The organism is Corynebacterium falsenii (genome assembly GCF_020099275.1).
Classification (GTDB): domain Bacteria; phylum Actinomycetota; class Actinomycetes; order Mycobacteriales; family Mycobacteriaceae; genus Corynebacterium; species Corynebacterium falsenii.
In genome coordinates this window covers 2,158,052-2,173,483 of the sequence record NZ_CP083646.1, presented here as the reverse complement: position 1 = coordinate 2,173,483, position 15,432 = coordinate 2,158,052, and the positions used below count along the sequence as shown (strand labels likewise).

At 62.9% G+C, this 15,432-nt stretch carries 9 protein-coding genes and 1 tRNA gene; 6 read left to right on the top strand and 4 right to left on the bottom strand.

All coding sequences use genetic code 11. The features are described from left to right. Positions 1-17: 17 nt before the first annotated feature. The 3 genes from LA343_RS09405 to putP form a co-directional block, all read right to left on the bottom strand. Entirely contained in the window at positions 18-503 is a 486-nt protein-coding gene (locus tag LA343_RS09405) for a hypothetical protein (RefSeq protein ID WP_025403076.1), read from the bottom strand. Between the two features lie 152 nt (positions 504-655). Next, positions 656-1,297 carry an HNH endonuclease family protein gene (locus tag LA343_RS09400; RefSeq protein WP_025403075.1) on the bottom strand — a complete coding sequence of 214 codons (642 nt, stop codon included), beginning with the start codon at positions 1,295-1,297 and terminating at the stop codon, positions 656-658. 68 nt (positions 1,298-1,365) lie between these two features. After that, entirely contained in the window at positions 1,366-2,940 is a 1,575-nt protein-coding gene (putP, locus tag LA343_RS09395) for a sodium/proline symporter PutP (RefSeq protein WP_025403074.1), read from the bottom strand. Positions 2,941-3,210: 270 nt separating this feature from the next. Here putP and LA343_RS09390 point away from each other — a divergent pair, with 270 nt between their 5' ends. Genes LA343_RS09390 through LA343_RS09375 form a run of 4 tightly spaced genes read left to right on the top strand, consistent with a single transcriptional unit; the run spans position 3,211 to position 11,863 of the window. Continuing rightward, entirely contained in the window at positions 3,211-6,441 is a 3,231-nt protein-coding gene (locus tag LA343_RS09390; RefSeq protein WP_025403073.1) for a DEAD/DEAH box helicase, read from the top strand. Between the two features lie 2 nt (positions 6,442-6,443). Further along, the gene (locus tag LA343_RS09385) at positions 6,444-7,685 is read left to right on the top strand and encodes an SWIM zinc finger family protein (protein WP_025403072.1); all 1,242 of its coding nucleotides are present in this window, start codon (positions 6,444-6,446) and stop codon (positions 7,683-7,685) included. Beyond that, positions 7,682-8,905 (top strand): metallophosphoesterase family protein, encoded by a 1,224-nt coding sequence (locus LA343_RS09380; RefSeq protein ID WP_025403071.1) that lies wholly within the window; start codon positions 7,682-7,684, stop codon positions 8,903-8,905. Before LA343_RS09385 ends, LA343_RS09380 begins: the two co-directional genes overlap by 4 nt. Positions 8,906-8,962: 57 nt before the next feature. Next, entirely contained in the window at positions 8,963-11,863 is a 2,901-nt protein-coding gene (locus LA343_RS09375; protein ID WP_025403070.1) for an AAA family ATPase, read from the top strand. Positions 11,864-11,943: 80 nt separating this feature from the next. Here the strand turns inward: LA343_RS09375 and LA343_RS09370 are convergent. Next, positions 11,944-12,019: transfer RNA gene (locus LA343_RS09370), tRNA-Arg, on the bottom strand. 277 nt (positions 12,020-12,296) lie between these two features. Here LA343_RS09370 and argS point away from each other — a divergent pair. Beyond that, complete coding sequence (argS, locus tag LA343_RS09365; protein ID WP_025403069.1) at positions 12,297-13,967, top strand: arginine--tRNA ligase; 1,671 nt, start codon at positions 12,297-12,299, stop codon at positions 13,965-13,967. A 4-nt stretch (positions 13,968-13,971) separates the two neighbouring features. Continuing rightward, positions 13,972-15,369, top strand: a complete 1,398-nt coding sequence (lysA, locus tag LA343_RS09360; protein ID WP_025403068.1) for a diaminopimelate decarboxylase — start codon at positions 13,972-13,974, stop codon at positions 15,367-15,369. Positions 15,370-15,432: the final 63 nt, after the last annotated feature.

Sequence of the window (15,432 nt, the reverse complement as noted above, 5' to 3'; positions counted from 1 at the left end):
GGTAAAGGCTGCGTGTTTTAGAAGAACATCAGGATGGCCGTGATGAGCCACAGCAGGTTGAAGATACCGCCGAACATTGCAGCCTGACCGGGAATCTTGGAGACATCGCTGCCCTTGGCCTTGTCGACCTCCTTGGCGGATGCCGGGGCATCGCCATTGGGCACTGCGTTGAGGGCCACCAGACCCACACGCTGGCGGGGGATCACGAGGGCAACGAGCAGACCCCAGGCCACGATGCTGAGAACCAACGCAGCGTGGAACTGGCCCTCCTTCGCGGCACCGTCAACGGTGAACATGGCGATCAGGCCAAGAACCGGCACCAGCAGGGAAATGAAGCCATAGGTGCGGGTCAAGCGGGTAGCCAGCTGCAGGGCGCCGAGCTGGGAGGCGTCTCCGGACTGGGCCTTGCGGAACAGCGGAGCGTAGAGGGACGTAGCAATGGCGACCGGGCCGATCAACAGGATGGCGGCGATCACGTGGAGAGCAACAATAAAATGAGCCATACCCATAACCATTCCAAAAAGTATAGGGTTTTGCAGCTTCCCCACGCCGAGGGGAGCCTTTTGGTCGCCGTGTGGCTGGGGCACATCGTGGGTTTGAGCTCATCCGGCTGATCTAGCTAACCCGGCTGACCCCACGCCTCAGCGCGCCGCCCCTATATCCCGCAGGACGTCCGCGCAGCCTCCATGTCCGCCCGCGGCAACATGAGGTGATAGTCGGCCACCACGCGTACGAACGCAGTGGAGTAGGCGCACACGTCGTAGGTAGGCAACCATTCGGACAGCGTGGCGTCTGACTTCTCGCGGTTGACCGCAGACGAGGTGACAATCAAGTTGCGATCCAAATCGTTGGCAAACTCCATTCTGGTGCGCTGATCCCACGACCACGCACCCAAGTCCCACGCCGCGGCCAAGGGCACCAAGTGGTCGATGTCCACGGCATCGGCACGGATCGTCTCGCCCGTGTACGGGTCAGGTGCGGTCGCCTCCGGCGGGGGAGGCGCACACCCTGACCCGCCAAACAGCTCGCGGAGTTCGTGCTGTCTGCTCGTACACATCATTCCATCCCGCACGCGGTGGCCCCACCCGTGGCCGAAGCGCTCCCGGGAATACCCCAACACGCGAACGCGCATATCGATGAGCTGAACCCTGTCGAGGTCTTCGGACAGCTGAGCTGCGAGCACCTGGTGGGGGCGGCTGGAGGGGGAGCGTTGTGGCGTCGAGAAAAAGAAGAGAACGAAGAGAACAATGAGGGCGGCCACGAAGGCCACAAAAGGGGAAAAGAAAACCCGCCGCATGCAGCCTTAGACTGCAGCGACGGGAAGAAGGTTCACACCCTCTTAGGGAAGGGCGTGGGAACTGAGGGTTACACCTTTTCGGCGGCTTCCTCGAAGTCCATGTTCTTCTTTGAAGCGACCTTGGACAGCTTGGCTGCCTGGTCGAAGGTGTCGGTGATCTCCTTGGACGGAGCCTTGGTCATGTTGGTCACGATGACCATGGCCAGGATGTTCAGCAGAACACCCGGGATCATCTCGTACAGACCCCATGGCTTGTCCATGAGACCGAACTGCGGCAGGCCACCCCACAGGAAGGCAACCACAGCGCCGGTGATGAGGCCGGCGGCCGCACCAGGAGCGTTGAGCTTGCGCCAGTACAGCGCCGCCACGATGACCGGGCCGAAGGAGGAACCGAAGCCGGCCCATGCGAACTGAACCAGCGACAGGATGCCGGAATCTGGGTTCAGGGCGATGATGCCCGCGATGAGGGCAACAATCAGCACGGAGATTCGGGAGAGGTTCTTCAACCGGGCGTCGGATGCGTTGCGGTTGAACAGGCCCTTGTAGATGTCCTCGATGAGGGCGGAGGAGACCACGAGAAGCTGAGAGGAGATCGTGGACATGATCGCCGCGAGAACCGCGGTGAGCACCAGACCAGCCAGCAGCGGGTGGAACAGGATGCGACCCATGTCGAGGAAGATCGTCTCGAATTTGTTGGTATCGACGATGGCGATGGACTCGTCCATGCCGAAGAATGCCGGGCCGATGATGGACACCATCACAGCGCCGACGAGGCACAGGAACATCCAGCTGATGCCGTAACGCATACCCGCGCGGGCATCGGAGGGGCTGCGCAGCGCCATGAAGCGCACCACGATGTGCGGCTGGCCGAAGTAGCCCAGGCCCCAAGCGAGGTTGGAGATGATGGTGACGAAGGAAACGCCTGTGATCAGGGAGAACCAGTGCGGGTTCGGCTGGATCTTGCCAACGCCGTAGGTGTTTTCCAGCTGGTAAGTCCAGATCGCACCCGGATCGTCCATGGTCAGCAACGCCACGACCGGCACGGTCAGCAGGGCGATGAACATGATGCAGCCCTGAACGGTATCGGTGAAGGATACGGCCAGGAAGCCACCGATGAAGGTGTACGTCACGGTCACGGCGGCGATCACGATCATGCCGGTGAGGTAGTCCGCGCCGAAGGTGGACTGGAAGTAGCGGCCACCAGCAACCATGCCGGAGGAGACGTAGAAGGTGAAGAACACCAGGATGATCAGGCCGGCGGCAACGCGCAGCACGTGGCTGCGGTCGTTGAAGCGGTTCTCCAGGAACGACGGGATGGTGATGGAGTTGTTCGCCACCTCCGTGTAGGAGCGCAACCGCGGTGCGGTGATCATCCAGTTGGCGGCAGCACCGATGAGCAGGCCGATGGCCATCCAGATCTCGGAGAATCCGAGCATGTACAGTGCGCCGGGCAGACCCATGAGGAGCCAGCCGGACATGTCAGAGGCGCCTGCGGACATTGCTGCCACGAAGGGGTGCAGGTTGCGGCCACCGAGCATGTAGTCTTCGTACTCGTCAGTCTGCTTATAGCTGTAGAGGCCAATCAATAGCATGGCGATCAGGTAGATCACCATGGCTATGACAAACCATGTTTGATCGGTCAAGTGTGTCCACTCCTCTTAGGTTTCAGCTTGATCAGTCAGCATGATGGTGGAAACGCGCTACCACCAAAGCCGTGTGTGGCCTGGTGTGGCCATGTGGCTGCAATCGCTGCTGGGCGATCGAGCGCCACAAGGCATGCATGTGGTGCGCGCAACATCAAGTCACAACGATAGCGAATGTGTCACGGAGTGCAACGGGTATAGGTAAGAAAAAGTGAATGTTCGATTTTTTTTGGGGTGGGGTTGTCCGGTCGAGGTGGTAGAAACACAGTCATGGATTACAGTCACCAACTTCACGTTGTGGTGCCCGTGCGGGGTGGGGTTCAGCTGTGGGTGGAACGTGTCGAGGGTCGGCAGGTGATTACCGGCCCCGGTGATCTGAAAAAGGGGGATTTGCCTGCGGTTTGTCTCAACGTTGTGCGGGGTAGGCCGTGGCGCGTGCGCGGAAAAGTAGATGTGGCCACGCCGAAGGGTGTGATCAAGACGCTGCCGGTGCCCACGGTGGCACTCACTCCGGAGGATGCGATTCCCATCCTCGGTAAATTATGTGAGTATGCGAATGGCTACGCCGGAGCTGTGCCAGGGCTCAGCCCGGAAGTAGTTTTTCTGTTAGATCTATTCCGATTCGTCGATGACACCGTGCGCGCCGGGCGCGTGATGCTGCGCATGGAACATGTCGACGGACAATGGTTCCCGCACTGGACACTCTCCACGGCCGGCGACCACCACTTGGTGGTGCAGAAGTTCCGCGACTCGGTGCCTGAGGTACTGGTGCGCAACGGCGGGGCAGACGTGGTCGAGCGCTTCGCCGACGAGTTCGCACATTGGTTAGCGGTGAGCTACTTGCGCCGCGCCGAGGGAGAACGCGGGGACGTGTCCTCCGCGTTCATCCGCAGCCTTGTCACGGGCGCACCCGCGCGCCGCATGAACCCGGACACGGTGGTCAAACTCAATCAATGGCGCGAATCCGCCCGCATCGCTGCGAGCCAGATCGTCTTCGTTCTTTCTTCTCCTGACGACGCCATTACGTTGTCTACCCTCGAGCCCGATGAGGTAACCCCAGCGGATGTCTCGTGGCGGTTGGACATCGCCATGTCCGTCAACGATGGGCCCGTGGAGCCCGTCATTCCCGCGGAGGTGCGGCGAGAAGATAAAGAGCGCATCGACAAAGCCCTGCGCGAGGCGCGCCGGGCATGGCCGGAGCTGGGCGAACACTTCGAGGCCGTGGATGGGTGGCTCAACACGGGTGTGTGGTTCCCGCCGCCGAATGTCATCACGGGCTCAGGGATGAAAGACCGCGTCTTGAGCATTGGCATGGACATGGACTTTGTCGTGGAGTTCCTCGACAAAGGCGTGCGGGAATTGCAGAAGGCCGGATTCCGGGTGATGGTGCCGCGGGCGTGGGCGCGGGTGAAGCCGGATGTCACGGTGACCGCCACTCCCGTGGGGCAAGGGTCGGGTAGTTCCAAGGTGGGGCTGGACCAGCTCGTGGATTTCTCGTGGAACGTGAGCGTGGGCGGCGAGCGGCTGGATGAGTCCGCGCGCCAGGACTTATTGAATACAGCCACAAGAATCGTGCGGCTCAACGGCACCTTCGTCTTTGTTGACGATGCAGCACTGGCCGGGGCGCGACGGTGGTTCCGCGATGTTGCTGAGGCCGTGAATGAAGGTAAAGGTAGCAAAGGTAAGGGAGAGGGCGGCGGTGATGGTGGAGGTGACGCCGAGGCGATCGTTGACGAGCTGATGGGTGGCAGTGGCCAGGTCACGCTGCGGGACATCATGGAGGCCGACGCCTTGAGCGCGGCCGACCGTGGACACCACGATCATGACTTCAGCTTGGTTGCCGAGGGCTGGGCTTCCCGGATTCTTGGGGAGGGCCCGCAGATCGACCCGCCGCGGCCTGTGGAGGTGCCGGCCACGGTGGTCACGCGGTTGCGGGATCACCAGCGGCGCGGCCTGAACTGGCTGGTGTGGATGCACGAGCACGGCCTGGGTGCAGTGTTGGCCGATGACATGGGACTCGGCAAGACCCTCCAGGTCCTGGCCCTAGTGGCCTGGGAACGCGAGCAGAACGAGGTAGCAGGGCCGACGTTGGTCATCGCTCCCACGACGGTGGTGCAGGCGTGGAAAGACGAGGCAGCCCTGCACACGCCGAGCTTGCGCGTGCACGTGGATCACGGCAGTAGCCGACCACGCCCCGCTGATTTCCTGCGGCTCATCGACGGCACGGAGGACGAGCCACCCGTGGACATCGTGGTGACCACCTACGGCACAGTGCATCGCAATCAAGAGCGCTACTGGGCGGTGGCGTGGGGCCGTATCGTCGCCGACGAAGCCCAGGCGATCAAGAACCCCAATGCGAAACAGTCCCGGGCCGTTCGCAACATTCCCGCCAAGCACCACCTCGCACTCACGGGCACGCCCGTTGAGAATCGCTTGGCGGACTTGTTCGCCATCATGGACTTCGCCAACCCTGGGATCCTTGGGTCCCACTCGGCCTTCCAGCACCGGCTCGCCGTGCCCATTGAGCGGCACGGCGATGACTACGCGCGCCAGCGACTGCAGCGGTTGGTCCAGCCGTTCATCCTGCGCCGGTTGAAGACTGATGCCGCGGTGGGTCTGAATCTGCCGGAGAAAAGCACCATCGTGGAGAAAGTGCCGCTATCGCGCGAGCAGGCTGCACTGTACGAGGCCTATGTTCATGACCTTGAGGAGAGGTTGTCTCGGCGGAAGGAAAAGCGCCGCGGTGCGATTCTGGGTGCGCTGGTTCGCTTCAAACAAATCTGTGACCATCCAGCCTTGTTTGCCGGCGATGGTAGCCCGCTGATGAAGAACGGCCGGCACCGGTCCATGAAGGTCAAGCGCATCTTCGAGATCGTCAACGAGGCCCTGCTGGAGGGGCGGCGCGTGCTGTTGTTCACGCAGTTCCCGTCCTTCGGCAGACTGCTCATCCCAGAGATGGAGCGCGAGTTCGCCATGGACATTCCCATGCTGCATGGTGGTTTGAGCAGGGCGCAGCGCACGCGGCTCGTGGAAGAATTCCAATCGGAGAACGGCCCGAAGGTCATGGTGTTGTCCGTACGCGCTGGCGGCACCGGCATTACGCTGACCAAGGCGTCGGTCGTAGTGCACATGGACCGGTGGTGGAACCCGGCTGTGGAGGATCAAGCCACCGACCGTGCGTACCGCATTGGCCAGGAGAAGGACGTAACTGTGTACAAGCTCGTCGCCCAAGGCACTATCGACGAGCACATCCACGACATCATCTCGGGCAAGCGTGAATTGGCCGGTGACATCGTGGGAATGGGCGAGGGGTGGATTGCCAACTTGGACGACGATGATCTCTCTGAGCTCATTCACCTGCGCGTGGCCTCGAAGGTGCACCAAACTCAGAAGAGAAGGAGCCGGTTCAGTGATACGGATGTGGCTCCGGACGCAGCTCCGGATGCAGCTCCAGGAGCGTCCGCAGAGCCAGACGCTACCGCCGAGGAGGAGGATGAATAGCCATGAGTGACCGCACACCGCCCGGCAACGGGGACGATAAGCGCACCACGGCGGGCCAGCGGAAGCAGTCCGGGCAGCGCAGCACCCGGTGGGGTGACAACGTTGTCATGGCCGATTTCGGTTCACGGCGGCGCGCCGAGCATCGAGCGCAGCAGCGCGGGGCATCCGGCGAGGATGTTGGTGGCGGAGTGCACCAACGGGCCACCGAGCGCGAGAGCTGGGCGGCCTCGGTCCTCATGGAGGCCATCGCCTCCGGGACGGATTCCGGTCGCTTGGCGCGCGGCAGGGAATACTACCGAGCCGACCGGGTGGTGAGCCTCGAGCTCGATACCAACGTGGCGGCCGCGTTCGTCTCCGGCACGCAGTTGGAGCCGTTTAGCGTAACTATTCGCCTGTCGCCGCTGGGGCAGAAGGCCCGCGCGGAACTCTTCGGCGAGTTCGTCTCGGATACCTCCCACGTGCGCTCGTTGCTGGCGGGCAGCGCGCCGGGTCTGGAGCTCGCGGATCGTTTGTTTTCCGCCCAGCATGTGTCGCGGGTGACGTGCACCTGCCCGGACAAGACTCCAATCTGTAAGCATGTTGTCGCGGTGGCTTACGCCGTGGCTGAGCGCATGACGGAAGACCCCATGCGCATCATCCGCTGGCGTGGTCTGGACCCGGATGCCATCCTGCAGCCACTCCGGGATTACAACGGGCCGGGAGTGGTTCCGCTGACTACTGGCTTGCTCGGCCGGGTGTCCGATGATTCTGCGGGGAACGGTGATCCCGCTGGAGCCAATGGCACTGGTTCTGCCGGTTCCTCCGTCACCGACATCTCTGGCCACTCTGGCGGTTCCGACCACTCCGGCGATGCGTCCGCCTTGTCTCTTAGCGACAGTGAACCGGATCTGGTTGACCAGAAGGACTTCTGGGGAGACCCCGATGCACGCGTGACGTGGTCCCCGCTGGCACCCGAGTCGGGTTTGGAAAAGGGCCGGCGCCAAGACCTCATGAACGCTCTGCGCGGCGTGAGCTGGTCCACCGTCGACCAAGTGAAAACTCTGCACGAGCTGGAGCTGTGCTACGAGGACCTCATGGATGCCGATCCCTTATTCGAACACCCCGCTGCATCCGAACAGTCGTTGTCCACCCGCGCTGCTACTACTGAAGAGGACAGCAGCGACAGCGAGCGCAGTAACAACAGCGACCACAGCGACTACAGCACTGACGTAGAAAGCGACGACCCCGAAGAGGACCACCGATGACAGATTCCACCACCGTCCGAATCTTGCACACCTCAGACTGGCAGTTGGGCATGACGCGATGGTTCCTCGAAGGCGAGGCCCAAGCCCGCTTCACCGAGGACCGCATCCAAGCCGTGGGTACGCTGCTGCAGATCGCCGAGGATAAGCAGTGCGATGCAGTGGTCGTTGCCGGGGATGTCTTCGATGACAACTTGCTTGCCCCTAGCGTGTTCTCCCGCACCATCCAACAGCTCGCCAACGCGAAGGTTCCGGTGTTCCTGCTGCCCGGCAACCACGACCCGCTCGACGCTTCCAGTGTGTATCACCGGGATAACCTTCTTCAGCTCGACGCCATCACGGTCCTTGATGACTCCAGCGTTCATGAGGTACCGCCTCGGGCTGGTGGCCTCCCGGTCGAAATCGTCGGCGCCCCGTTGACCTCGAAATCCGCCGATGAGGACCTCGTGGCCAAAGCGCTGCGAAACCTCGATCCCATCACGGATGCCCGAGCCCGTGTGATCGTGGGACACGGTGCCGTGAGTAGCTTCGGCGGCTCCGATGCCTTCGACGTCATCGATATCCCCACTGCCACCCAGGCTTGCCGCGACCGGATTGCGGACTATGTAGCGCTGGGTGATACGCACTCCACTCAGGCGCTGAATAGTGATGAAACAGTGTGGTACTCCGGTAGCCACGAGGTCACCGACTTCCGCGAACAAGACGGTGGGGGAGAGAACAACTCGGGCAACGTGCTGCTCGTCGAGATCACCGTTGATGCCGACCGTCCAGAGCGTCAGGCGACAGTGGCGACCACCCAGATTCCGGTCGGGACATGGACGTTCCAAGCAGTGGATGCGCAGGTGAACTCCTTGGACGATGTCAACGCATTCCTCGACGATCTACGCCAACTACCCAATCACAGCACCACCGTGATCAAGTACGGACTGACGGGAACGCTCTCCATCGCAGCGGCGGCAGCACTCGATGAGGGCATTGACGAGCTCAAGCCCGGGTTCGCCGCCCTCTATCCGAGGCACAGCCGCACAGACGTGCAGGTCATTCCGGATGACGAGGAATTCTCCGAGGGGTTGCTAGGCCAAGGCTTCGTGGGCCAGGCAGCGCGTGAACTCCGTGACATGGCCCAGTCGGAATCCTCCGGGGGAGATGCGGAACAAGCCCGCATCGCCCAAGACGCCCTGCGCCTGCTGCTCCGGCTCAGCCACAAAGCCAGCAATTCCTAGCACCCCAACCTTTGTCTTAGCTCCCGAGAACTCTTTTTCCGAGAGGACGCGCTTCCCATGACCCACAGCACCCGACCTGATCACTTTGCCCACCAGACTCACACTGCAGCTGCAGGGCTGTGTCTCAACAGGCTCGAGGTCAGTAACTTTGCCGGTATCTCGCATGCAGTGCTGGAACCGCAGACTCGTGGCGTCACCGTGATCCACGGTCCCAACGAGGCTGGAAAGTCCAGTTTGCTCCAAGCCTTTGAACTGCTGCTGAGCGACACCAAGCCGAAGACGACCGCCAAGTCAGTGGCAAAGTTCTTTCCCGTGGGGGAGGACGTCAAGCCGGTGATCACGGCCGATCTGACCATCGGCCAGTACGAACTGCGCTACCAAAAGTCGTTTCAAGACAAGCGCGTGACGTTGAACATCACGTCCCCACGGGTGGAAAACCTCGTGTCGGATGATGCCATGCGTCGATTCGCCGAGATCATGGAGCAGCACGTCGATACCGATCTGCGGTCTGCGCTGTTCGTGGAGCAGGGCAGGGACGTCAGCAAGATTGACCTCACCGGCATCGCCACGCTCACCGAGGCACTGCACAGCGCAGATGGAGATGGTCCCGAACGCGGGGATCTAGCGCCTGTCTCGACTCAGGTGAGCGAGGGAGTGGCCGCTGAACTCGTCAAGCTCGTGGACCGCGAAGATTTCTCTTACCGGGATCGCACGAAATCCCGCCGACCCAAGGGCGACTTGAAGAAAGCTCTGGATAATGCCGAACACGCGGCCGACGTGTTGTTTGAAGCAGAGCGCGTTTACGCAGACGCCCAAAAGGCGATCTCAGACTTGGACCGGTTCTACACTCGCCGAAACGACATTCGGGCAGAAAAACCGGAGGCGCACCGAGCGGTGGAACAGTGCCAGGAGGCGCTCAAGGAGGCCCAGCAGCGTGCCACGGCCTTGGATACCGCAACCCAAAAGCTGCGCAGCGTGCAGATGGAGCTCGACCTGCAGGAAGAAAAGCTCATCCGGCGGCAGGAGAACGCGGCGAAGCTCGAAGCCGTGACTCAGCAGGCCCAGACCGCGCGGGAGACGATGGACGCGGCGGTAGCAGAAGCGGCAGCGGAAGCCGATAAGCGGGAGGCCGCGACGGCCGAGTGGCAGGCTGCCCAAGCGGAAGCCCAGCTTGCCCAGGCGGTGTACGAGGTCGTGGGAATGACCGAAGACGTCCGCGCTTTGGCGGCACAGCACGAGGAACTCGGTGCCCAGCGCGAGTCGGTCACCAAGATCTACAAGGAGATATCGGAAAAGAAGCGCCAGGTTGATAACGATCCCGCGACGGAGCAGAACGTGGCCGCTGCGCGCGACGCCGTTGCCAAGCTGCACGAGGAACAACGAGTCCGCGAAGCGGTATCCACCAGCGTGCGCGTCGATGGGCCGGCCGGATCAACCTTCACCCACGATGGCCGCGAGGTTGATCTGGGCGATAAGGGAACCCAGCTGCAGCTCACCCAGCACACCACGCTTGGTCTGGGGGACTACCAGGTGACGATTTCCCCTGCCAGAGATCAGTCAGCGCAGGACTCATCGGTGGAACAAGCGGCAGCGGCGTGCGTTCGGGCTTTCCGCGTGTTCCGGCCAACCGGTGTGGACATCGATGCCGACAGCAGCGATGGTGATCTTCGCGAAGCCCTGACCACCATCGCGGAGTTGGCGGAAAACCGCGCGGCCATGGAGGACGAGATCCGCGCCCTGGAATCCCGTGCCACGTCGATGACGGGCGGGCGCACCCAGGATCAGCTCAAGCAGGCTGAGACCCAAGCTCTATCTGCCCTCACCGAGGCTCAGCGAACCGCTGCTGCCCAGGCTGAAGCAGTGGTGGATCGTGCAGACAAGGCAGAGGCCGCAGGGGCGGAAGTCGATACCACCGTGGCGAGCTTTGTTGCCGATTTGCGCCAGGCTGGGGGAGAGGACGACGCACTCGTTGCGGTTCTCACCGAAAAGGATTCAAGCTTGCCGGAGGCAGCCACAGTGAAAAGGTGGCGTACCGCATCTTCGGAGGCAGCCCAAGCTGCCGGTGATCGTCGTGAGAAGGTTCTGGCATCCCCGGCCACCACCACCGCAGCGCAGGCCACGGCACGGTGCGAGAGCTTCGAGGAACGGCGCGACGAGCTGGCGCGGGAACTGGCAGCCGAACGCGAACAGGTCAGCGACGATGATCTCGCCGCAGCGGTCGCCAAGGCCGAACAAGACGTTGCCCAGGCCAGCGTCACGTGGGAGGACGAGGTGCGTCGCAATGAAGGCCAGGATGACCTCGAAACCGTGAAGCTGAGCCTCCAGGGCGCGGAAAGCAGGGTCGCTGGACTGCTCAATGAGGAGCACCAGCTCGATATCAATATCGCCAAGACCACTGAGAATCTCGGCAACGCAACCAACGCTGCCGATACTTTGGCAGAGGCGCGCAGCGAGAACGAGCGGGCGCAGCGCACCTTGGCCCGCATCACCCGGCAGGCCGATGCAGCCGCCCTGCTGTGCGAGGTCCTCCTGCAGGCCCGGCAGGAAGCGAAAGAACGCTACTCTGCCCCCTACCGTAAGGAGCTGGAAAGCCTGGCCCGCCTCGTGTTCGGCACCGCCATTGATGTGGATGTGGATGACAATTTCCAGGTCTCGAACCGCTCCGCCGATGGCAAGAACCTGGTCAAGGATCAGCTGTCCGGTGGCGCGAAGGAACAGCTGGAGATCCTGCAGTTGCTCGCCACAGCACGGTTGGTGGGCGAGGGGGAGTCCGTACCCATCTTCCTCGACGACGTCCTGGGCTTCAGCGACGAGCAGCGCGCGGAGAAGATGAACCTCGTGCTGGGCAAACTGGGGCAGCGCAACCAGATTGTCATTTTCACCTGCGACCGGCAGCGCTTCGATCGCATCCCCGGAGCCCAGACCGTCGCTATCGACACCGTGACGGGTGTGGAATAGCTCGGTTGGGCGTCAGAAAAAGAAAAAGAGAATAAGCAAAAAGGCCACCCTGCCTGGGCAGGGTGGCCGATCGATGTGCGTGGTGCCCCCGGCGAGATTCGAACTCACGACCCCTGGTACCGGAAACCAGTGCTCTATCCCCTGAGCTACGGAGGCAATGCAACAAGCCGTACCAAACCGAACAGTTCTGAACACAGCTAAACAGGGCTGAACAGCAATGAACAGTGTCGAATCGGTACGAAGTGAGAGTGTAGCACCGTCTCAAAGATCGCTGACAATCGGCAGCGCGAAAGCGAGTGCCCGGCACCCGTCGCGCCCCGTGAGCTGCAGAAGAGCTGGGGGCGCGCTGGAGTGGGCCAAGAGCCGGGCCAAGAACAGGGCGGGAGCAGGGCTAGAGCAGGGGAATGTCTCAGCGACTGTTATTGTGTAGCACGTGACTCCTGCAGAACTTTCAACCCTCATCGCCACCGAAGCCCGCGCCACCCTCGAGGCGCATGACCTGGACGCATCCGTCGTGCCAGACGCACCCACGGTCGAGCGCCCGCGCAACCCTGAGCACGGGGATTACGCCACCAATATCGCCATGCAGGTGGCGAAAAAGGCCGGAACCAACCCGCGCGAATTCGCCACCTGGCTCGCCGAGAAGCTCGCGGCCAGCGATGGCATCGACGAAGCCTCGGTCGCAGGCCCCGGCTTCATCAACATCCGCCTCGCCGCGGCCGCTCAGGGCAAGATCGTCGAGGAGATCCTCGCTGCAGGCACCAACTTTGGCTCCGGCGATGAGTACGCAGGCAAGAAGATCAACCTGGAGTTCGTCTCCGCCAACCCCACTGGCCCGATCCACCTCGGTGGCACCCGCTGGGCCGCCGTCGGCGATTCCCTGGGCCGCATCCTTACCGCCCGCGGTGCCGACGTCACCCGGGAGTACTACTTCAACGACCACGGCGCCCAGATCGACCGCTTCGCCCGGTCGCTGCTCGCCGCCGCCCACGGCGAGCCCACGCCGGAAGACGGATACGGCGGAGCCTACATTCACGACATTGCCGCTCAGGTCGTCGCCGACAACCCCACCTGGGAGGGCCTGCGCGCCGAAGACGCACAGGAGCTGTTCCGCGCCGAGGGCGTGAAGCTGATGTTCAAGCACATCATGGACACCCTCGCGGAGTTCGGCACCGAGTTCGATGTGTACTTCCACGAAAACTCCCTGTTTGAATCGGGCGCCGTGGATCGCGCCATCGAGAAGATCAAGGCCAGCGGCAACCTCTACGAAGCAGACGGCGCGTGGTGGCTGCGCTCCACCGAGTTCGGCGATGACAAGGACCGCGTGGTCATTAAGTCCGATGGCAACGCCGCGTACATCGCAGGCGACATCGCCTACATCGAGGACAAGATCGAGCGTGGCCATGACCTGTGCATCTACATGCTGGGTGCCGACCACCACGGCTACATCGCCCGCTTGCGCGCCGCCGCAGCGGCCATGGGATACGACCCGAACCAGGTGGAAGTCCTCATCGGCCAGATGGTCAACCTCGTCAAGGACGGCCACGCCGTGCGCATGTCCAAGCGCGCAGGCACCGTCATCACCCTCGACGACCTCGTCGAGGCCATCGGCGTGGATGCCGCCCGCTACGCACTGATCCGCAGCTCCGTGGACTCCTCCCTGGATATTGACATGGACCTGTGGGCCTCCCAGTCCAACGACAACCCCGTGTTCTACGTCCAGTACGGCCACGCCCGCCTGTGCTCGATCGCACGCAAGGCTAAGGAAGCTGACGTGACCTACGAAGGCGCCGACCTGTCGCTGCTCACTCACGACCGCGAGGGCGACCTCATCCGCACCCTCGGCGAATTCCCCAGCGTGGTTGCCACCGCCGCCGAGCTGCGCGAACCGCACCGCGTGGCCCGCTACGCCGAGCAGCTGGCCGGCACGTTCCACCGGTTCTACGATTCGTGCCAGATCCTGCCCAAGGCCAACCAGGACTCCGAGCCCACCGCCGAGGAGCAGGCCGTGTTCTCCGCACGCCTCGCCCTGGCTCGCGCCACCCGCCAGACCCTCGAGAACGCCCTGGGTCTGTTGGGCGTCTCCGCACCCGAGAGGATGTAACCGGATGGATCCGGAGACCCACCTGCCGCAGGTCCCGCTGCGCACCCGCACCGCGAATACGGAAGAGTTCAACTCCATCCCCGGCCACGTCTATCCCGCGTCTACCGCGCGTCGTGTGGATGGCGCCGTGGAGATCGGGGGAGTCACGCTCACCGATCTCGCCGAGGAGTTCGGAACGCCCGCCTTCGTCCTCGACGAGGACGAGTTCCGCACCCGCTGCCGCACGATGGCCGAGGCCTTCGGAGGCGGCGAGCGCGTCCACTACGCCTCCAAGGCGTTCCTTTCCCGCACCGTCGCCCGGTGGATTGCCGAGGAGGGGCTGTCGCTGGATGTTGCCTCCCAGGGAGAGCTCGAGGTCGCCCTCGCCGCCGACTTCCCGGCCGAGCGCATCACCGTGCACGGTAACAACAAGTCCCGTGCCTTCCTCACCCTCGCCGTGCGTTCCGGGGTGGAACTTGTTGTGGTCGATTCCCTCCAGGAGATCGAAAATCTCGCTGAGGTCGCCGAGGAGTTGGACCAGACCCAGGACGTGCTCGTTCGCGTCACCCCCGGCGTGCATGTGGACACCCACGAGTTCATCGCCACGAGCCACGAGGATCAGAAGTTCGGCTTCTCCCTGGCTTCCGGCGCCGCTGAGCACGCCGCACTGGCCTGCGCCGCTGCCGAGGGGATTCGCCTGCGTGGCCTGCATTGCCACGTTGGTTCCCAGGTCTTCGACGCCGCCGGTTTCGCCCTCGCGGGCGAGCGCATGCTGGGTCTGTGGTCGCGCTTGTTGGAGATGGTCGATCCGTCCGACGCCCCTACGTTCGACATCCTCGACTTGGGCGGCGGGTATGGCATTCCGTACATGCCCGATCAGGAAGCGCTCGATGTCTCCGCCGTGGCGTCCGATCTGCGCGCCAAGGTGGCCGAGGCCGCCGAGGAAGCGGGTGTGCCGACCCCCACCCTCAACGTGGAACCGGGCCGTGCCATCGCCGGTCCGTCCATGGTGACCATTTACCGTGTCGGCACGGTCAAGGACGTGGAGGTTTCCGCCACCCAGGCACGCCGGTACATCTCCGTCGATGGTGGCATGAGCGACAACATCCGCCCGGCCCTGTACCAAGCTGAATACGATTGCCGCATCGTCAACCGCCAGGTGGAGGGCGAGCTGTTGCCCTCCCGCGTGGTGGGTTCTCACTGCGAGTCCGGCGACATCCTCGTCAACGATGTGCTCATTCCGGCTGATGTGCGCCCCGGCGATCTGCTCATGCTGGGTGCCACGGGCGCGTACTGCTATTCCATGGCGTCGCGCTACAACATGATGGCCAGGCCCCCGGTGATCGTCGTGTCCCAGGGCTCGGCTCGGGTTATGATTCGCCGGGAAACCCTAAGCGACATTCTGGCGCTGGAGAACTTCTAGCCCATACCCACCCGGTGTCCCAGCGGTCGAGCTGGTGAACCGCATAGTCTACAATGGGCAAAA

Coding starts and splice junctions, on each gene's coding strand:
- LA343_RS09405 (WP_025403076.1), bottom strand. CDS start 503: ATGGCTCATTTTATTGTTGCTCTCCACGTGATCGCCGCCATCCTGTTG.
- LA343_RS09400 (WP_025403075.1), bottom strand. CDS start 1,297: ATGCGGCGGGTTTTCTTTTCCCCTTTTGTGGCCTTCGTGGCCGCCCTC.
- LA343_RS09390 (WP_025403073.1), top strand. CDS start 3,211: ATGGATTACAGTCACCAACTTCACGTTGTGGTGCCCGTGCGGGGTGGG.
- LA343_RS09385 (WP_025403072.1), top strand. CDS start 6,444: ATGAGTGACCGCACACCGCCCGGCAACGGGGACGATAAGCGCACCACG.
- LA343_RS09380 (WP_025403071.1), top strand. CDS start 7,682: ATGACAGATTCCACCACCGTCCGAATCTTGCACACCTCAGACTGGCAG.
- LA343_RS09375 (WP_025403070.1), top strand. CDS start 8,963: ATGACCCACAGCACCCGACCTGATCACTTTGCCCACCAGACTCACACT.
- lysA (WP_025403068.1), top strand. CDS start 13,972: ATGGATCCGGAGACCCACCTGCCGCAGGTCCCGCTGCGCACCCGCACC.